The following is a 16,721-nucleotide window of genomic DNA, read 5'->3' as shown; positions in this document are numbered from 1 at the left end:
AGTTTTCACGGAGATCCGGGGGGGCGGGATGGAAAGCAACGAACCTGCAGTTGCCGTCGAGATCCTGGCTGTTCTGGAAGCCGAAACCCGCGCGTTCTGGGAAAAGGATTTCGAGGCGTTTGCCCAATGCTGGGCACCGGAAGCATACGTTCGGCGCGGGGGCTGGTGGCAGCGCGGCGGGGTCATGTGGCAGCGTGGCTGGGACGGTATCGCTGACACTACGCGGCAGCAATTTGCCGACAATCCCGACCTCAATGCTTCGGCAAGTGCGGTCCAGCGCCAGAATCTCGTTGTTCGGGTCGGCACCGACATGGCCTGGGTGACGTTCGACCAGTACGCACCGGACGCTGGCGAGGCTGAAATGGACATGCCCGGGCTCAGCCACGAGACACGTATCCTGGAGAGGCGGAACGGAAGATGGGTCATCGTATACGTCAGTTATCTTCTTGTAGGCTAAACCGACAATTCCAATTTGAGAGGCCAAATGGTCGCCACTTGAATGGTCCGACCAAGGGCATCGAGCTGGTGGCGATCTTTCGCAAGTAGCAGGTCCACATGATACGGTTGCCAAAGCTGCACACCCGAAGTCTCAACTCAACCACGTGACTGGCCGATCTTCGCACCAAGCCGCCGAAAGGTGGCCGCTATAGCAAAGGGCTGCAATCCGCCTTTGATCTCGGTGACGCTGCAACGCCTGAGGGTCATCTGGCCATCCGAGGGGAGCGCGGTCTAGGAAATTTCTTTGGCCCAAGCAAGTTCGACCCGAATTCTCAGGGGCCAGGGTTCCGACTACTGTGTTTTCTCTTTGTACCGAACCAATGAGATAGAGCCCTTAGATTCAGTCTTTATGAATGCGAAGTCATCCCCATCGTAGGTACACTCGACGATTGTATCGACCTCGTCTTTTCGCGGCGTCCAAGCGACCAGTCTGATGCTCTGCGTCGGTGCATATTGATGCCGATAGAATTCTGAATTGTAACGACCCATTATCTGGAAGAAAGCACTAGCTCAGGAACAGCTGGGAAATTGCTCCTTTGTGTATTGCACCGTTCCGCGTGCAATTGAGACCGAAATTTTTCGCGCGGTAGCTATACGGCCCCGGTGGGGCGAGCCCCGTTATACACCTCATTTTTGGATGGTCAATGCAAATTTTCTGGGCCGAGCCAATTCAACTGATCGAATACGAAAGGTTACTGGCGCCGATCAGAGCTGAACAAAGTGAACTCTTGAGTCTACTATTTCTTGACGGCATCATCTCCTTTTCTTGCATTTTCTCTTGCACAGAAAATGGTGTTTGATGTTGAGGGGTTCTTTAGGTCTTGAGCGGAACCTTCCGGGCAGTTTATCCTTTAGGAGTAGAAAGTAGCGGCAGGGCAGATTTTATGCTCCCGGATGTTCTTTTCTCCAAGGTCGGCGAACAACTTACCCAACATTCTACAATGTCGGGATACCCCTACTTTCTCGCCTCCGGTCTTTAGGGGTTCTTTAGGTTGGCCGGTAACGGGACCTACACGCAGGGTGCCATGCAGACGGTTCAGCAGTCGGCTTCGGGTGTGGATCCTCGCACTGGTCGCACGATCTCTGGGACGACGGCAGGGGTGATCTCAGGGCGTTACCTGGGTATCATTCAGCAACGCCTGCGGAACGCCACCAGAGGGCCTGTGGAGGCTCTCCTGCCGGTCTATGATGCCAAGGGCAATGTGGTGGCCTACGAGCGTCACATGGCTCCTCACGCGCTGGCTGCGCTTGAGCGGAACACCCACATGGGCGAGATGCTTGGAGCCTGGGCCGGTCGCCAGGCGGAAGAGGAGCTGGGCCAGGAGTTCAACCGCAAGCTCGTCGACAACCTGAAGACCATCTGGGACCGGGACAAGGGCAAGCGGGCAGACGAGTTCGTTGATCTGTCGCAGAGCCAGGACAAGGTCCACATGGACAGCTGGGAAATGGTGCCGAACGATCTCAGGGCCTACATCCAGTCTGTGTTCGGGGCTGATGGCTTCCCGATCCGGAAGGACATGATCAACAACGCGGTGGGCTACCGGGCTGCCTCGATCACTGATCCCTGGACCGGGATCTCGCGGCTGGATGACAAGCACCAGGAAGCATTCGTGAAGGTAGCGACTGCGGTGATGGGCAAGGATGCTTTCACCTATCTAGCCACGGCCGAGAAGGCGATCCAGGCTGGTGTGTCGGTGGTGAAATCGACCATCGTTGTGCGGTCGATCATCATCCCGATGGCTAACCTTGCTTCGAACGTGATGCAGCTGGCCATGTACGGAGTGAGCTTCCGGGACATGTATCAGGGCTACCAGACGAAGCTTCTGGAAATCACGAAGTATCAGAAGAACCTGAAGAGGGCGATCGACATCAAGGCGGAGATCACCGCCCAAAGAACCAACCCGGACGCAGTGCGTCGGTTGGAGACCGAGCTGAAATCGCTCGAGGATGCCAATCGCCGGATGTCGATCTGGCCACTTGTCGAAGCCGGGGAGTTCGCAACGATCTCCGAGGGGCTGACAGAAGTGGACGCAGCGTTGGCAGAGGGTAAATGGGCGGAATATATCCAGGGGCTGATGGATAGGGTGCCGACCAAGCTGGGGACGTTCGGCCGCTATGCTTTCATCACCAGGGACACGGCTCCGAGAGCGCCGCGCCTTGCCTGAACGCGTGATCCCTGGATGGGGTTCTGGCTGGGTCTGTCGGTTTTCTGCGCCAGACTTGTTCTGTTGCGGTAGCCTCACCGCGCGGTCGCGGCTCGAACGCCACGAGATCGGTGCCATCCTGAAGGCGCTTCGCCGCATGGACGAGCATACCCGCAACAGCGGCAATCTATCGAATCCGTCGGGGTTTCCTTCGTAGAAGGTGAACAGGCCGGGAACAAAACTTGCCAAAAACTTGCCACATACCCATGCATTTGTGTGCTGTTCTGTGCCAAACAGTGGGGGTGTCCCCCTTCCCGTAAAGCGGCAAAAGAATAATCTTTTCAAGGAGATTATATGGTGCTGCAAGAGAGGATTGAACTCTCGACCTCTCCCTTACCAAGGGAGTGCTCTACCACTGAGCTACTGCAGCGCCGTTGGTGGCGGCGGAGATAGACGCAAAGCACGCAGGGTGCAAGGGGGATTTCTCGGCCCTTTCCTCCATCTCTGGACCCGGTCCCGGGCTTGCGCTAGAAGTCTCGCCATGCGCAAACCCTCGGACACGCCAGGCAGTGATGACCGGCCGGACCGGGGCCAGAGACCCGCCTCCCGCGATGAGCGGCTGAAGGCGGCCCTCAAGGCAAACATGGCGCGGCGGAAGGCACAGGCAAAGGCCCGCGACGCCGGAATGGCGCCGGGCGACACCAAGGGCAAGGATTAGGGCGGATGGATTCGATACTGGTGCGCGGCAACGGGGCATTGTCCGGGTCGATCCCGATCGCAGGGGCGAAGAACGCCTGCCTCACCCTGATGCCGGCAACGCTCCTCAGTGACGAGCCGCTCACGCTGACCAACGCGCCGCGCCTCAGCGACATCCGCACGATGACGCAGCTGCTGCAGTCGCTCGGGGCCGAAGTGGCCAGCCTGCAGGACGGCCTCGTCCTTGCGCTTTCCAGCCATTCGATCACCAACTTCAAGGCCGATTACGACATCGTCCGCAAGATGCGCGCCTCGATCCTTGTCCTTGGTCCGATGCTCGCGCGCTACGGCCATGCGGTCGTCTCGCTGCCCGGCGGCTGCGCCATCGGTGCGCGGCCCGTGGACCTGCACCTGCGCGCGCTCGAAGCGATGGGGGCCGATCTTGACCTGCGCGACGGCTATGTCCACGCCAAGGCCCCCGGCGGCCGGCTGAAGGGCGCGGTCGTCGACTTCCCCTTCGTCTCGGTCGGGGCCACGGAGAACGCACTCATGGCGGCCACGCTTGCCAAGGGCACCACCGAAATCAGGAACGCCGCGCGCGAACCCGAGATTGTCGATCTTGCCCGCTGCCTGAAGAAGATGGGCGCGAAGATCGAGGGCGAGGGGACGTCGACCATCACCATCGAAGGCACCGACCGGCTGGGGGGGGCCACCCACCAGGTGGTGACCGACCGGATCGAACTTGGCACCTACATGCTTGTCCCCGCGATCTGCGGCGGCGAGGTGGAATGCATCGGCGGCACGCTCGACCTCGTCGGGGCCTTCGCCGAAAAGCTGGACGCGGCCGGCGTCTCCGTCACCCAGACCAACTGGGGCCTCAAGGTCGCCCGCAAGAACGGGCGTGTCCGCGCGGTGGACGTGACGACCGAACCCTTCCCCGGTTTCCCGACCGACCTTCAGGCCCAGATGATGGCGCTTCTCTGCACCGCCGAGGGGACCTCGGTGCTGGAAGAAAAGATCTTCGAGAACCGCTTCATGCACGCGCCCGAACTGACGCGGATGGGTGCCCGGATCGAGGTTCATGGCGGCACTGCCACCGTCACCGGGGTCGAAAAGCTGAAAGGTGCGCCGGTGATGGCCACCGACCTGCGCGCCAGCGTGTCGCTGATCCTTGCCGGCCTTGCGGCGGAAGGCGAGACCGTCGTCTCCCGCGTCTACCATCTCGACCGTGGGTATGAGCGGGTGGAAGAAAAGCTCCGCGCCTGCGGGGCGCATATCGAGCGCATCTCGGCATGACCGACGCCCGTTTCGAGGATGGCGGCGAAGGCCCGCTGCGGCTGATCGCCCAGGATGCCGAGGACCTGAAGGTCATCTCGACCCTGGTGCAGGATGCCGTCCTGCCGGTGACCGAGATGACCTTCGACGCCCGCCGCCGGCGGTTTGCCCTCTTTCTCAACCGCTTCCGCTGGGAAGACCGCGCCGAGGCCGAGGCCGTCGGTCGCGCCTATGAACGTGTCCGGTCCCTTCTGGTGGTCGAGGACGTCCGCCGCGTGCAAAGCTTCGGCTTCGACCGCGCCGACAAGGACCTCGTGCTGTCGCTCCTCTCGCTCGACTTCGCACCCGGCGACGACGGCACCGGCCGCCTCACCCTGACGCTCGCCGGCGACGGCGCCATCGCGCTTGACGTCGAGGCGCTGGAGGTGCGGCTGGATGACGTGACGCGCCCCTACCGCGCGCCCTCAGGCAAGGTTCCACACCACGACTGATGGCGCGGGCGGAGTTTTCGAAAACTCCGCACCGGAGCATTCAAAGGCTCCGGCACGATTTCTTCGAAGAAATCGCCGCCCCCTGCCCGACCATCGTGCCTTGAGGCCGGGCCTTCCCCGCGCTATCTGACCCCGACCAGCCGGAGGCCCCGATGCCCGTTTTCCTGAACACCGCCGATCCCGGCTTCGAGGCCGCCTTCTCCGCCCTCCTCGGCCAGAAGCGGGAAGAGGCCGAGGATGTGGATCAGGCCGTCGCCACCATCATCGCCGATGTCCGCGCCCGGGGCGACCGGGCCCTGATCGACCTGACCGCCCGCTTCGACCGGCTTCCCCTCACGCCCGAAACGCTCGCCTTCTCGCCGGCCGAGATCGACGCCGAGATCGCCCGCGTCGCGCCCGAAGATCGCGCCGCCCTCGAACTCGCCGCAACCCGCATCCGCGCCTATCACGACCGCCAGCGACCCCAGGATGAAAGCTGGACCGACAGCAGCGGCGCCACCCTCGGCTGGCGCTGGACTCCCGTCACCGCCGCCGGGCTTTACGTGCCGGGCGGCCTCGCCTCCTACCCCTCCTCAGTCCTGATGAACGCGATCCCCGCCCGCGTCGCGGGGGTGGAGCGGCTGGTCATCACCTGCCCCACGCCGGACGGCAAGGTGAACCCCCTCGTCCTCCTTGCCGCCCGGATCGCAGGAGTAGACCAAGTCTATCGGATTGGCGGCGCCCAGGCGATCGCGGCCCTCGCCTACGGCACCGAAACCATCGCCCCGGTCGACAAGATCACCGGCCCCGGCAACGCCTTCGTCGCCGCCGCCAAGCGCCGGGTCTTCGGCCGCGTCGGCATCGACATGATCGCCGGCCCCTCCGAGATCCTCGTCATCGCCGACGACGCTAACGACCCCGACTGGATAGCGCTCGACCTCCTCTCCCAGGCCGAGCACGACGAAAGCGCGCAGTCGATCCTGATCACCCCCTCCGCCGCCTTCGGCCAGGCCGTCGCCGCCGCCGTCGCAAAGCGCCTCGAAACCCTCGACCGCCGCGCCATCGCCGGGGCCTCCTGGGCGCAGCACGGCGCCGTCATCGTCACCCGCGACCTGGCCGAGGCCGCCGCCCTTTCGAACCGCGTCGCCCCCGAACACCTTGAACTCTGCGTCGCCGACCCTGACAGCCTAAGCCAAAAGATCACCCACGCCGGCGCGATCTTCCTCGGCCAATGGACCCCCGAGGCGATCGGCGACTACATCGGCGGCCCGAACCACGTCCTGCCCACCGCCCGCTCGGCCCGCTTCTCGTCCGGCCTCTCGGTCCTCGACTTCATGAAGCGCACCACGCTGGCGAAGATGACCCCCGAGGCGCTCAAGGCCATCGGCCCCGCCGCCGAACGCCTCGCGCAGTCGGAAAGCCTGCAGGCCCACGGCCTCTCCGTCCGCGCCCGGCTTGACCGGCTGAACGGCTGAAGGCTTGCACGCAGCCCGCCGGTCGGGCATCACCTGACGGTTGCCGCCGGAAAGCTTACGATGACCAACCGCATCTGCCATATCGAGATCGACGAGCGTGGCCTTGTCCGCCCCACGCCCGAGATCGAACAGGAACGCCGGGTCGCGATCTACGACCTCCTGGAAGAGAACTCCTTCACTCCCGCACGCCGCCCCGACCGCGAGATGCCGGAGGGCCCCTACCGGGTGAAGCTTGCCATCCGCGAGGGCCGGCTCGTCTTCGACATCTCGACCGAAGAGGGTGAGAAGGCGGCCGAGTTCCACCTCTCCCTCGGTCCCTTCCGCCAGGTGGTGAAGGACTACTTCCAGATCTGCGAAAGCTACTTCGACGCCGTGAAGCGCCTGCCGCCCAGCCAGATCGAGGCCATCGACATGGCCCGCCGCGGCATCCACAACGAAGGTGCATCCATCCTGCGCGAACGGCTTGACGGCAAGGCCGAGGTCGACGGCGACACCGCCCGCCGCCTCTTCACCCTGATCTGCGTCCTGCACTGGGGCTGACCTTGGGCGATTTCCCCCAGTCGGTGCTCTTCTGCTGCGACCACAACGCTGTCCGCTCGCCGATGGCCGAAGGGCTGATGAAGCAGATGTACGGCCAGCGCGCCTATGTGCAATCGGCAGGCGTCAAGAACGACATGGAGATCGACGGCTTCTCCGTCGCCGTCTGCAAGGAGTTGGGGATCGAACTGTCCCGCCACCGGTCGCGCTCTTTCGACGAGATGCAGGACTGGGGCGATGACCTGTCCCAGTTCGACCTGATCATCGCCCTCTCCCCCGCCTCGCAACGCATGGCGCTGGAACTGACGCGCTATCACCACCTCGAGGTCGAATACTGGCCGATCCTCGACCCCACGGGATTGGGCGAGACGCGCGAGGCGAAGCTCGCCGCCTACCGGCAGGCGCGCGACCAGATCAGGACGCGGATGCTGGAGCGGTTCGGGCCGCCGACAGAATAGGGTGTACTACAGCGCACCATTGCCGCGGGTCTCAATATGACCTATATTCTGGTCAGAGGTGCCAGATGCAGATTGCGATCGCCGACGCCAAAGCCCGCTTTGCCGACCTGATCCGTCGCGCTGAACGGGGTGAGCAGATCATCCTTACCCGGCACGGAAAGCCGGTGGCCCGCCTGACCGCCCCGGCCAGGACTGCCGATTTGCCACTCTTCGGGGCGCTCAGGGGCAGGATTCGCATTACCGAAGATTTCGATGACCTGCCGCCGGGCTTTCAGGACAGCATGGCCTCGACTGTCGATCCTGCATGATCCTTGTCGATACGCATGTCCTGCTCTGGGCGCTCGCCGATGATCCGCGCCTGACGCCGCCCATGCGCGAGACCCTGCGGGGGGCAGAACAACGCTTTCTCAGCGCCGTCAGCATCTGGGAGATCGAGATCAAGTGTGCTCTCGGCAAGCTTTGGCTTGAAGACGATATCGTCGACATCGCCGGGCGCACGGGGTTCTCGCCCTTGGCCATCACCTGGGACCATGCCGCCGAGGCGGGACGCCTTCCGGCACATCATGCCGATCCCTTCGACCGGCTGCTGATCGCTCAAGCACGGACCGAGGCTCTTCCCATCCTTACAGCCGACCGTCAGTTTGCCGCCTACGATGTCACGCTGGCGTAGGGTGGGTGCCAACCCACCACCCCACCTTTCACTCCGCCGCCACCGCCATCTTCCCCGCCATAATCTCCGGCAGCGCCTCTTCGATCCAGCCGACCAGCGCCACCACATGCGCCGCGGCCTCCCGCCCCAACTCCGTCAGCTCATAATCCACATGCGGCGGCACCACGGGATGCGCGGTGCGCAGGACGAACCCGTCCGCCTCCAGGTCCTTCAGCGTCTGGCTCAACATCCGCTCGCTGACCCCGCCAACCTTCCGCCGCAACTCGGCGAAACGGTGCGGGCCCGTGGCCAGCGCCACCATCACCAGCGCGCCCCAACGGTTCGTCAGGTGGCTCAGGATCACCCGCGACGGGCAGTCCGCCGCCAGCACGTTCCCCAGCTGCCAGCCGTCCAACAGGTCCTGTGCGGTACGGTCGATCATGCTGTGCGCCCCTTCGATACACTAACAAATTTGTGCGTACTTCCTTTTCATAAGTATCATGGCTAGCTGTCTTCCGTCAACAACGGGAGTAACCCATGACCATCGCCATCACCGCCGCCACTGGCCATCTCGGCCGTCTCGCCATCGCCGCCCTTCAGGCGCGCGGGACCACGCTCGTCGCCCTAGCCCGCAACCCGACCAAGGCCGCCGACCTCGGGGTCGAGGTGCGCGCCTTCGACTACACCGCCCCCGATCCGGCCGCGCTCAAGGGGGTCGACACCCTCGTCCTCATCTCCTCGAACGACTTCAACGACCGCGCCGGCCAGCACAAGAAGGCTATCTCAGCCGCCAAAGCGGCCGGGGTGAAGCGCATCCTCTACACCTCGATCCTCAAGGGCGACTCCAACCCGATGCTCCTCGCGCAGGACCACATCGCGACCGAGGCCGCGATCCGGGACAGCGGCATCCCCGCCACGATCCTCAGGAACGGCTGGTACACCGAGAACTACACCGGCGCACTCGGCGCCGCCATCGCCCACGGCGCGATCATTGGTGCCGCAGGAGAGGGGCGCGTCAACTCCGCCGCCCGCAAGGACTATGCCGAAGCGGTTGCCGTCACTGCACTCGACCCGGTCCATGCAGGCAAGACCTACGAGCTTGCTGGCGATACCGCCCATACCGGGGCTGACCTAGCCGCCGAAGTGGCCAAGGCCTCTGGCAAACCCGTCGCCTATGCTTCGATGCCGGAAGCCGACTATGCCGCCGCGCTGACCGGCTTCGGCCTGCCCGAAGGCTTCGCGCAGGTCCTCGCCGACAGCGACGCCCGCGCCGCGGAAGGTGCGCTGCACGATGACAGCCGCACCCTCAGCCGCCTGATCGGCCGACCGACGACGCCCATCGCCGAGACGATCCGCGCCGCCCTCTGACGCTTCGCACCTCCCCTCCCCCTTCGTGGGGAGGGGATGGGGGTGGGCTCAGCAAATAAAGGAATCCCTAACGCCCACGCTCAAACTATTGTTTTTCAACAGTTACCCTGATTTGACCACTGTGGTCACCTTGCCCCTCCCGCCCGCCGCCCCTTTCACGCGCATGACGACCGCATCGATCCCGACCGCCAGCAGCAGCGACCCGACCGCCGTGGCAAGGACAAGGCCCAGTCCCTCGAACCCCATCGTGACCGCCCGCTGGATCACCAGGACATGGGCCAGGTAGACCCAGACCGAGACCCGCGCGCACCAATCGGAAAACCGGGTCGGCGCGGTCCGGATCGACAGGACCAGGATCGCCAGCCCCGATCCGGCCAGGATCACGAGGTTGTCCGGCGAGGGGCGGAAGAGTTCGAGCACCCCAAAGCTCGCCACCAGAGGCACCAGCGCCCAGACCCCCGCGCGGTACCAGGCGAACCCGACCAGCGCCGGGATCAGGCCGAAGGACCACTGGTAAAGGGGAGGCATCTCCGGCTCTCCCACCAGCACCAGGGTCCCGGCCGCAAGGACCGGCGCGACCAGAGCCAGCCCCGACCCCCGAAAAACCGGGGCCGTCAGGGCGACGAGAAAGGCGAAGGGCAGGAACCAGAGATGCGTCGAGGTCCCGGTGAAGATCATCGACGGCCTCCACCACCCGAAAAGCGGGTCTCCAGCGTGCAGCGCCGGGGCGATCCGGGCGAGGGCATAGATGACCGACCAGATCAGGAAGGGCCACAAGAGCCGCCGCGCCCGGTCGGCCAGGCCCGACCGCGACGGCAGGGAAAGCAGGACCAGAAAGAAAGGCACCGCAATGTAGCCGATCCGATAGCCGGTCGTCTCGGTGTGGAACCAAAGGATCCCGAAGGCGGCGATCAGTCGACAGTAGTCGACCAACCCGTTTCGCGTGCCCACGGCGGGCGGATCGGACTTCGGCTCCATCCCGAAAGCCTACAGGGTCTTGCCCGGAAAAGAAGCCGAATCTGGCGCCACCGGCCGTCGGCCTCCCCTGCCCCGCCGGGACCATCTTGGCGGCGCTCCCCAGGCTCGCTAGGGTGCCCTCCGATCCTCAGGAGCCTCGCCATGCCGCATCCCGACACCCTCGCCCTCATCACCCGCTACTACGCCGCCTTCAACGCCGGCGACCCGGAGGGCATGCTCGCCTGCCTTGATGACGACGTGGAGCACCGAGTGAACGAAGGCGGCCACCGGATCGGGAAGGCGAAGTTCCGCGAATTCTGCAGCCACATGGGGGTCAGCTACCGCGAGACCCTGAAGGACATGGTGATCTTCGTAAACGAGGACGGCACCCGAGGGGCGGCGGAGTTCGTGGTCCACGGCACCTACCTGAAAACCGACCCGGGCCTGCCCGAGGCGAAGGGCCAGACCTACGTCCTGCCCGCCGGCGGGTTCTTCGAGGTGCGGGGCGGCAGGATCACCCGCATCACCACCTTCTACAATCTGAACGACTGGATCCGGCAGGTGAGCGCGTGAACGCGGACGAGATCGATGTCCGGCCCATGCGTGGCGCCGACCTTGAGGCGGCTCTGGATGCCGTGGCCGGGCTTCGGATTACGGTGTTCCGGGACTGGCCCTACCTTTACGACGGCTCACCCGAATACGAGCGGGAGTATCTGCGGACCTACCGGGATACCCCGGGAGCGCTTTTGGTAGCGGCCTTTCACGAGGGGAAGCTTGTCGGGGCATCGACCTCGACCCCGATGGAGGACCACGCCCCTGAGTTCTCGGCCCCCTTCCGGGAACAGGGGATCCCGCCGGAGAAAATCCTCTACGGTGCGGAGTCCGTTCTGCTGCGGCCCTACCGGGGCATCGGGCTTGGGCACCGCTTCATCGACCTTCGCGAGGACCATGCCCGCGCCCTGGGGCGGACCCACGTCGCCTTCTGTTCGGTGATCCGGCCCGACGATCACCCTGCCCGGCCCGCCGTCTACCGGTCGAACGACGCCTTCTGGCGGGGCCGGGGGTATGAGACCGTTCCGGGGGCCATCGCCCGGTTCAGCTGGAAGGACCTCGGCGAGGCGGAGGAGACGGAAAAATCCCTCCAGTTCTGGATGCGGGCCCTTTAGGATCTAGGCTGACCACAGTGGTCAATTTCGCAAACTTGCGCTGAATCAAAGCGTTAGTCTTTTCTGTTAGGTATTCCTTAACTTCTTCGCCACGGCTGGCTTCAGCCGGGGCCGCCGTGCATCCTTATGGGAACATGACCGAACCGCCGCCCTTTCACGCACTGTCCGTCGCCGCGGCCCTGGCCCGGCTGAACGCGACGAACTCGGGCCTGACCGCAGCCGAAGCAGCGGCACGGCTGGAGCGACACGGGCCGAACCGTCTGCCGGAAACGCGGCGCAGGGGGCCCGTCACGCGCTTCCTTTCGCAGTTCTGGAACGTGCTGGTGCTGGTCCTTCTGGGCGCGGCGGGGGTGACGGCGGGGCTGGGGCATTGGGTCGATACCGGGGTGATCCTTGCGGTAGTTCTGGCCAATGCGGTCATCGGCTTTCTGCAGGAGGGCAAGGCCGAGACGGCCATGGCCGCGATCCGCGACATGCTGGCGCCGCAGGCGGCCGTCCTGCGCGACGAACGGCGCATCAGCCTGCCGGGCGAGGCTTTGGTGCCCGGAGACATCGTCCTTCTGGAAGCCGGGGACCGGGTGCCGGCCGACCTGCGACTGGTCGAGGCGCATGGGCTCGCCGCGCAGGAATCCGCGCTGACCGGGGAATCCGTGCCGGTCGAGAAGGACACGCGCCCGGCGGCGCACGAGGCGCTGCTGGGCGACCGTCATTCGATGCTGTGGTCGGGGACGCTGGTCACGCAAGGCACGGGCCGCGGGCTGGTGGTGGCGACCGGCGCTGAAACCGAGATCGGCCGGATCGGCGGCCTTCTGGCCGGGGTCACTGACCTGAAGACGCCGCTTGTCGACCAGATGGACCGTTTCGCACGCTGGCTTTCAGGGATCATCCTTCTGGTCGCGGGGCTTGCTCTGGCCTGGGGTTACGTCGCCGAACACCTCCCCTTCCGCGAGCTTTTCATGGCGGTTGTCGGTATGGCGGTGGCGGCGATCCCCGAAGGCTTGCCGGCGGTAATGACGATCACGCTTGCCATCGGGGCGCAGGCGATGGCGCGGCGGCAAGCCATCGTGCGACGCCTGCCCGCGATCGAGGCCATCGGCGCGGTCTCGGTCATCTGCACCGACAAGACCGGCACGCTGACCCGGAACGAGATGATGGTCGTGGTGGCGGAAACGCCCGAGGGAAGCTTTGCGGTCGGCGGCAATGGCTATGCGCCGGACGGAACGGTTGATCCCGGCGGGGACCTGACGCGGCTTGCGGAAGCGGCCGCCCATTGCAACGACGCCCGGCTGCACCGGAAGGCGGCGGACTGGCAGGTCGAGGGCGACCCGATGGAAGGTGCGCTTCTGGCCTTTGCGCGCAAGGTTGGGGTCCGCGTGACGGCGAAGCGGCTTGACGCCATTCCCTTCGACAGCCGCCACCGCTTCATGGCCGTGTTGAGCGATGGGCCGGATGGTCCGAAGGTGCTGGTCAAGGGCGCGCCCGAACGGGTGCTGCAGATGTGCCAGGGCGTGGACCTGCAGGACTGGCACCGCCGGGCCGAAGCTCTGGCACACCGGGGTCTGCGCGTCCTAGCGCTGGCCGAGGGGGCGGCTCCGCATCTGGACCGGAGCGCGCCGCCGGATGGTCTGACCTTTCTGGGGCTTCTTGGCCTGATCGACCCGCCCCGACCCGAGGCCGTGGCCGCCGTTGCGGAATGCCGCGCGGCGGGCATCGCGGTCAAGATGATCACAGGCGACCATGCCGGCACGGCCACCGCCATTGCCCGCGAGATCGGCCTTGCCCATCACGACCGGGTGCTGACGGGGGCCGATCTGGACCGGCTGGACGATGCAGCCCTGGCGCGCGAGGTTATGGCGACCGACATCTTCGCCCGCACCAGCCCCGAGGACAAGCTGCGCCTCGTGGCAGCTTTGCAGTCGCACGGGCTGTCGGTCGCGATGACGGGCGACGGGGTCAATGACGCCCCGGCGCTGAAGCAGGCGGACGTCGGAATCGCGATGGGCCGCAAGGGATCCGAAGCCGCGAAGGAGGCGGCGGACCTCGTGCTGGCCGATGACAACTTTGCCACCATCGAGGCTGCGGTGCGCGAGGGGCGGACGGTTTATGACAACCTGCGCAAGGTGATCGGCTTCGAGCTGCCGACCAGCGCGGGCGAGGCGCTGGTGGTCATGCTGGCGCTGCTTCTGGGGCTGGCGCTGCCGATCACGGCAGTCCAGATCCTGTGGGTGAACCTGATCACCGGGATCACCCTGGGGCTTGCCCTGGCCTTCGAGCCGACGGAGCCCGCCACCATGCGCCGCCCGCCCCGCCTGCGCGACGCACCGATCCTGTCGGGGACGCTGCTGTGGCATGTGATCCTGGTTTCGGGCCTGTTCGTGGGGGCGGTCTTTGCGGTCTTTGCCAATGCCCTGGCCGCGGGCCATTCCATTGCGCTGGCACAGACGATGGCGATGAACACGCTTGTGGTGCTGGAAATCTTCCATCTGTTCTTCGTCCGACGTGTCCACGGCACCTCGATGACCTGGGCGGCGGTCCGGGGCACGCCGGTGGTCTGGCTGGTGGTGGCCCTGGTCACCGTGGCACAGCTTGCCATCACCTATCTGCCGCCGCTGCAGGCCATCCTTGGCACGGTCGCGGTGCCCCTGGCCGATGGACTGGTGATCCTGGGTGTCGGGGTTGTCTTCCTTGCGGTACTGGAGGTTGAAAAGCTGATCCGCCTGCGTGCCTTTGGCGTGCAAGGACACGAATCCGCTTGAATATCGGGCCTTTCGGGGGCATACGGCGCGCCGGAAGCCTGCCGGACATGCCCAGCGGGCCCATCTGCAATGGAGAGACCATGGCCAAGGAAGACATTCTCGAATTCCCCGGTGTCGTGAAGGAACTCCTGCCGAACGCGACATTCAGGGTCGAACTCGAGAACGGCCATGAGCTGATCGCGGTGATGGCAGGCAAGATGCGCAAGAACCGCATCCGGGTTCTGGCGGGCGACAAGGTGCAGGTCGAGATGACGCCCTACGACCTGTCGAAGGGCCGCATCAACTATCGCTTCAAGTAAGTCGCCTTGCGCCTGATCCTGGGATCGGCGAGCCCGCGCCGGAAGGAGATTCTGGCGCAGCTGGGGATCGTGCCGGACCTTATCCTGCCGCCCGACATCAACGAAGACCCAAGGAAGGGCGAGCTTCCCCTGCCCTATGCCGCGCGGCTGGCGCGGGAAAAGGCGCTGGAGGTCCCGGCGGGGCCCGACGACATCGTCCTTTGCGCGGATACCACGGTGGCAATCGGCCGCCGCATCCTGGGCAAGCCCGCGGATGCCGGAGAGGCGGCGGCCTTCCTCGTGGCGCTTGGCGGGCGGCGGCACCAGGTGATCACGGCGGTTGTAGTGCGCCGGGGCGCGCGGGTTATTGCCCGCGAAAGCGTAAGCGCGGTGAAGATGAAGCGGCTGTCGGACGCCGAGCTGAACAGCTATCTTGCCAGCGGCGAATGGCAGGGCAAGGCGGGCGGCTACGGCATCCAGGGGCTGGCCGGGGCGTTCATCCCGTGGATCTCGGGCAGCTTTACCGGGATCATGGGCCTGCCGGTGGCCGAAACGGCGGCCCTGCTTGATGCGATCGGCTATCCGGTCTGGAGACGGGAATGAAGGGCAGACTTCTGGTTCTGGACGAGATCGCGGGTCGCCAGGCGGCGGCCCTGGTCGTGGATGGACAGATCGAGGAGCTGGCGGTCGATCCCGAGGGCGATGTGCCCCTGCCCGGTGCGATCTGGCGGGCGGTGGCCGACCGGCCCGTCAAGGGACAGGGCGGCATCTTCTTGAAGCTCCCGGACGGCTCGGGTTTCCTGCGGCAGATCTCGGGCGTGGCACCGGGGCAGCGGCTTCTCGTGCAACTGACCGGTCCTGCCGAGGCGGGCAAGGCTCTGCCGGTGACGACACGGCTTCTTTTCAAGTCGCGCTTCGCGATCATCACGCCCGATGCGCCCGGCCTGAACATCTCGCGCCGGATCAAGGACGAGGGGCTGCGCGACGACCTCGCCGCCCTCGCCACCGCCGGGATGGCCGGGGCCGCCCCAGGGCTTGGCCTGATCATCCGGTCGTCGGCGGCGGATGCCGAGCCCGAGGCGGTGGCCGAGGACATCGCCGCGATGCGCGGCCTCGCCGAGGCGATCCTGGCCGATACCAACGGCGGGCCGGAGCTTCTGCTCGACGGTCCGGGCGCGCAGGACCTCGCCTTCCGCGACTGGCTGGACCCCGCCGTGGACGAGGCCGACACCGAACCGGGCAGCTTTGACCGCCACGGCCTGCATGAGGCGATTGCGGAACTCCTTTCCCCAAGGGTTAAGCTTGACGGCGGCGGGCACATGATGATCGAGCCGACGCGGGCGCTGGTCGCGGTCGACGTGAACACCGGCCCCGACACCTCTCCCGCCGCCGCGCTGAAGGTGAATATCGCCGCCGCCCGCGACCTTGCGCGGCAACTGCGCCTGCGCGGTCTTGGCGGCCAGGTCGTGGTGGATTTCGCGCCAGTGCCGAAACGTGACCGGAGCATCCTCGACCAGGTCCTGAAGGCCGCCTTCAAAAGCGATGGCGAGGTGAACCTGGCCGGCTGGACCACGCTTGGTCTTTACGAACTGACCCGCAAGCGCGACCGCCTGCCGCTGGCCGGCCTACTTGCCGGATACCGGCCATGACCTGCCCGATCTGCGGCAAGCCGACCACGGCCGAGTATCGCCCCTTCTGCTCGCGCCGCTGCGCCGACATCGACCTCGGCCGCTGGTTCAGCGAAAGCTACCGCGTCCCCGCCGAGGACACCGAAGACCCCGACCGCCCCTCCGACGACACAGCGCCACCGAAGCCGCACTGACGGCGTTTTCACTCTGGACAGCCCTGCGGGCCTTGGCTATGACCCCGCTACCAAACGGTGCCCAGATAGCTCAGTTGGTAGAGCAGCGGATTGAAAATCCGCGTGTCGCTGGTTCGATTCCGGCTCTGGGCACCACTTGAATCCCTTTAGATCTGCACTGCAGGGTCAGTCG

At 65.5% G+C, this 16,721-nt stretch carries 20 protein-coding genes and 2 tRNA genes; 19 read left to right on the top strand and 3 right to left on the bottom strand.

The genetic code is table 11. From position 1 onward, the window contains the following. Positions 1-28: 28 nt before the first annotated feature. Together AC2D9V_RS10460 and AC2D9V_RS10455 are read left to right on the top strand one after the other, a co-directional pair. Entirely contained in the window at positions 29-457 is a 429-nt protein-coding gene (locus AC2D9V_RS10460) for a YybH family protein (RefSeq protein ID WP_484714013.1), read from the top strand. Positions 458-1,661: 1,204 nt separating this feature from the next. After that, positions 1,662-2,663 carry a hypothetical protein gene (locus AC2D9V_RS10455; RefSeq protein ID WP_484714012.1) on the top strand — a complete coding sequence of 334 codons (1,002 nt, stop codon included), beginning with the start codon at positions 1,662-1,664 and terminating at the stop codon, positions 2,661-2,663. Positions 2,664-2,997: 334 nt separating this feature from the next. Here AC2D9V_RS10455 and AC2D9V_RS10450 read toward each other — a convergent pair. Beyond that, positions 2,998-3,072, bottom strand: a tRNA-Thr gene (locus AC2D9V_RS10450). Positions 3,073-3,183: 111 nt separating this feature from the next. Between AC2D9V_RS10450 and AC2D9V_RS10445 the strand changes: the two genes are divergently transcribed. From AC2D9V_RS10445 to AC2D9V_RS10410, 8 genes are all read left to right on the top strand, one after another. Further along, complete coding sequence (locus tag AC2D9V_RS10445; protein ID WP_484714011.1) at positions 3,184-3,360, top strand: hypothetical protein; 177 nt, start codon at positions 3,184-3,186, stop codon at positions 3,358-3,360. A 5-nt stretch (positions 3,361-3,365) separates the two neighbouring features. Continuing rightward, positions 3,366-4,634, top strand: a complete 1,269-nt coding sequence (gene murA / locus AC2D9V_RS10440) for a UDP-N-acetylglucosamine 1-carboxyvinyltransferase (protein WP_484714010.1) — start codon at positions 3,366-3,368, stop codon at positions 4,632-4,634. Continuing rightward, positions 4,631-5,104 (top strand): DUF2948 family protein, encoded by a 474-nt coding sequence (locus AC2D9V_RS10435; RefSeq protein ID WP_484714009.1) that lies wholly within the window; start codon positions 4,631-4,633, stop codon positions 5,102-5,104. Before murA ends, AC2D9V_RS10435 begins: the two co-directional genes overlap by 4 nt. Before the next feature lie 152 nt (positions 5,105-5,256). Then, positions 5,257-6,558: a histidinol dehydrogenase gene (gene hisD / locus AC2D9V_RS10430; RefSeq protein ID WP_484714008.1), complete on the top strand. Its 1,302-nt coding sequence runs from the start codon at positions 5,257-5,259 to the stop codon at positions 6,556-6,558. Between the two features lie 60 nt (positions 6,559-6,618). Then, positions 6,619-7,098 carry a UPF0262 family protein gene (locus AC2D9V_RS10425; RefSeq protein WP_484714007.1) on the top strand — a complete coding sequence of 160 codons (480 nt, stop codon included), beginning with the start codon at positions 6,619-6,621 and terminating at the stop codon, positions 7,096-7,098. Between the two features lie 62 nt (positions 7,099-7,160). Continuing rightward, positions 7,161-7,553, top strand: coding sequence for an arsenate-mycothiol transferase ArsC (locus AC2D9V_RS10420; RefSeq protein WP_484714479.1), 393 nt, complete (start codon positions 7,161-7,163; stop codon positions 7,551-7,553). A gap of 65 nt (positions 7,554-7,618) precedes the next feature. Then, the gene (locus tag AC2D9V_RS10415) at positions 7,619-7,861 is read left to right on the top strand and encodes a type II toxin-antitoxin system Phd/YefM family antitoxin (protein WP_484714006.1); all 243 of its coding nucleotides are present in this window, start codon (positions 7,619-7,621) and stop codon (positions 7,859-7,861) included. Next, complete coding sequence (locus AC2D9V_RS10410; protein ID WP_484714005.1) at positions 7,858-8,223, top strand: type II toxin-antitoxin system VapC family toxin; 366 nt, start codon at positions 7,858-7,860, stop codon at positions 8,221-8,223. The genes AC2D9V_RS10415 and AC2D9V_RS10410 overlap by 4 nt, the downstream gene beginning before the upstream one ends. A gap of 28 nt (positions 8,224-8,251) precedes the next feature. Here the strand turns inward: AC2D9V_RS10410 and AC2D9V_RS10405 are convergent, their stop codons facing one another. Then, positions 8,252-8,644, bottom strand: a complete 393-nt coding sequence (locus tag AC2D9V_RS10405) for a winged helix-turn-helix transcriptional regulator (protein ID WP_484714004.1) — start codon at positions 8,642-8,644, stop codon at positions 8,252-8,254. Between the two features lie 95 nt (positions 8,645-8,739). Between AC2D9V_RS10405 and AC2D9V_RS10400 the strand changes: the two genes are divergently transcribed. Beyond that, the gene (locus AC2D9V_RS10400) at positions 8,740-9,570 is read left to right on the top strand and encodes an SDR family oxidoreductase (protein ID WP_484714003.1); all 831 of its coding nucleotides are present in this window, start codon (positions 8,740-8,742) and stop codon (positions 9,568-9,570) included. Positions 9,571-9,672: 102 nt separating this feature from the next. Here AC2D9V_RS10400 and AC2D9V_RS10395 read toward each other — a convergent pair whose 3' ends face one another. Next, positions 9,673-10,548, bottom strand: a complete 876-nt coding sequence (locus AC2D9V_RS10395) for an acyltransferase family protein (RefSeq protein ID WP_484714002.1) — start codon at positions 10,546-10,548, stop codon at positions 9,673-9,675. A 141-nt stretch (positions 10,549-10,689) separates the two neighbouring features. Here AC2D9V_RS10395 and AC2D9V_RS10390 point away from each other — a divergent pair, with 141 nt between their 5' ends. The 8 genes from AC2D9V_RS10390 (at position 10,690) to AC2D9V_RS10355 (ending at position 16,684) form a co-directional block, all read left to right on the top strand. Further along, positions 10,690-11,100: a ketosteroid isomerase-related protein gene (locus tag AC2D9V_RS10390; RefSeq protein ID WP_484714001.1), complete on the top strand. Its 411-nt coding sequence runs from the start codon at positions 10,690-10,692 to the stop codon at positions 11,098-11,100. A 26-nt stretch (positions 11,101-11,126) separates the two neighbouring features. After that, complete coding sequence (locus AC2D9V_RS10385; RefSeq protein WP_484714478.1) at positions 11,127-11,693, top strand: GNAT family N-acetyltransferase; 567 nt, start codon at positions 11,127-11,129, stop codon at positions 11,691-11,693. Positions 11,694-11,827: 134 nt separating this feature from the next. Further along, complete coding sequence (locus tag AC2D9V_RS10380) at positions 11,828-14,449, top strand: HAD-IC family P-type ATPase (RefSeq protein WP_484714000.1); 2,622 nt, start codon at positions 11,828-11,830, stop codon at positions 14,447-14,449. 80 nt (positions 14,450-14,529) lie between these two features. Next, entirely contained in the window at positions 14,530-14,748 is a 219-nt protein-coding gene (infA, locus tag AC2D9V_RS10375) for a translation initiation factor IF-1 (protein WP_050523081.1), read from the top strand. A 6-nt stretch (positions 14,749-14,754) separates the two neighbouring features. Beyond that, complete coding sequence (locus AC2D9V_RS10370; protein ID WP_484713999.1) at positions 14,755-15,330, top strand: Maf family protein; 576 nt, start codon at positions 14,755-14,757, stop codon at positions 15,328-15,330. Next, positions 15,327-16,376 carry a ribonuclease E/G gene (locus AC2D9V_RS10365; protein ID WP_484713998.1) on the top strand — a complete coding sequence of 350 codons (1,050 nt, stop codon included), beginning with the start codon at positions 15,327-15,329 and terminating at the stop codon, positions 16,374-16,376. Before AC2D9V_RS10370 ends, AC2D9V_RS10365 begins: the two co-directional genes overlap by 4 nt. Next, a complete protein-coding gene (locus AC2D9V_RS10360) occupies positions 16,373-16,549 on the top strand; it encodes a DNA gyrase inhibitor YacG (protein ID WP_484713997.1) in 177 nt (58 codons plus the stop codon). The genes AC2D9V_RS10365 and AC2D9V_RS10360 overlap by 4 nt, the downstream gene beginning before the upstream one ends. 59 nt (positions 16,550-16,608) lie before the next feature. Further along, positions 16,609-16,684, top strand: a tRNA-Phe gene (locus AC2D9V_RS10355). Positions 16,685-16,721 lie beyond the last annotated feature (37 nt).

Source organism: Tabrizicola sp. T46 (genome assembly GCF_057219895.1).
This window is presented reverse-complemented; position numbering and strand designations above follow the sequence as displayed.

Coding starts and splice junctions, on each gene's coding strand:
- AC2D9V_RS10460 (WP_484714013.1), top strand. CDS start 29: ATGGAAAGCAACGAACCTGCAGTTGCCGTCGAGATCCTGGCTGTTCTG.
- AC2D9V_RS10445 (WP_484714011.1), top strand. CDS start 3,184: ATGCGCAAACCCTCGGACACGCCAGGCAGTGATGACCGGCCGGACCGG.
- murA (WP_484714010.1), top strand. CDS start 3,366: ATGGATTCGATACTGGTGCGCGGCAACGGGGCATTGTCCGGGTCGATC.
- AC2D9V_RS10435 (WP_484714009.1), top strand. CDS start 4,631: ATGACCGACGCCCGTTTCGAGGATGGCGGCGAAGGCCCGCTGCGGCTG.
- hisD (WP_484714008.1), top strand. CDS start 5,257: ATGCCCGTTTTCCTGAACACCGCCGATCCCGGCTTCGAGGCCGCCTTC.
- AC2D9V_RS10425 (WP_484714007.1), top strand. CDS start 6,619: ATGACCAACCGCATCTGCCATATCGAGATCGACGAGCGTGGCCTTGTC.
- AC2D9V_RS10420 (WP_484714479.1), top strand. CDS start 7,161: ATGGCCGAAGGGCTGATGAAGCAGATGTACGGCCAGCGCGCCTATGTG.
- AC2D9V_RS10415 (WP_484714006.1), top strand. CDS start 7,619: ATGCAGATTGCGATCGCCGACGCCAAAGCCCGCTTTGCCGACCTGATC.
- AC2D9V_RS10410 (WP_484714005.1), top strand. CDS start 7,858: ATGATCCTTGTCGATACGCATGTCCTGCTCTGGGCGCTCGCCGATGAT.
- AC2D9V_RS10405 (WP_484714004.1), bottom strand. CDS start 8,644: ATGATCGACCGTACCGCACAGGACCTGTTGGACGGCTGGCAGCTGGGG.
- AC2D9V_RS10400 (WP_484714003.1), top strand. CDS start 8,740: ATGACCATCGCCATCACCGCCGCCACTGGCCATCTCGGCCGTCTCGCC.
- AC2D9V_RS10395 (WP_484714002.1), bottom strand. CDS start 10,548: ATGGAGCCGAAGTCCGATCCGCCCGCCGTGGGCACGCGAAACGGGTTG.
- AC2D9V_RS10390 (WP_484714001.1), top strand. CDS start 10,690: ATGCCGCATCCCGACACCCTCGCCCTCATCACCCGCTACTACGCCGCC.
- AC2D9V_RS10385 (WP_484714478.1), top strand. CDS start 11,127: ATGCGTGGCGCCGACCTTGAGGCGGCTCTGGATGCCGTGGCCGGGCTT.
- AC2D9V_RS10380 (WP_484714000.1), top strand. CDS start 11,828: ATGACCGAACCGCCGCCCTTTCACGCACTGTCCGTCGCCGCGGCCCTG.
- infA (WP_050523081.1), top strand. CDS start 14,530: ATGGCCAAGGAAGACATTCTCGAATTCCCCGGTGTCGTGAAGGAACTC.
- AC2D9V_RS10365 (WP_484713998.1), top strand. CDS start 15,327: ATGAAGGGCAGACTTCTGGTTCTGGACGAGATCGCGGGTCGCCAGGCG.
- AC2D9V_RS10360 (WP_484713997.1), top strand. CDS start 16,373: ATGACCTGCCCGATCTGCGGCAAGCCGACCACGGCCGAGTATCGCCCC.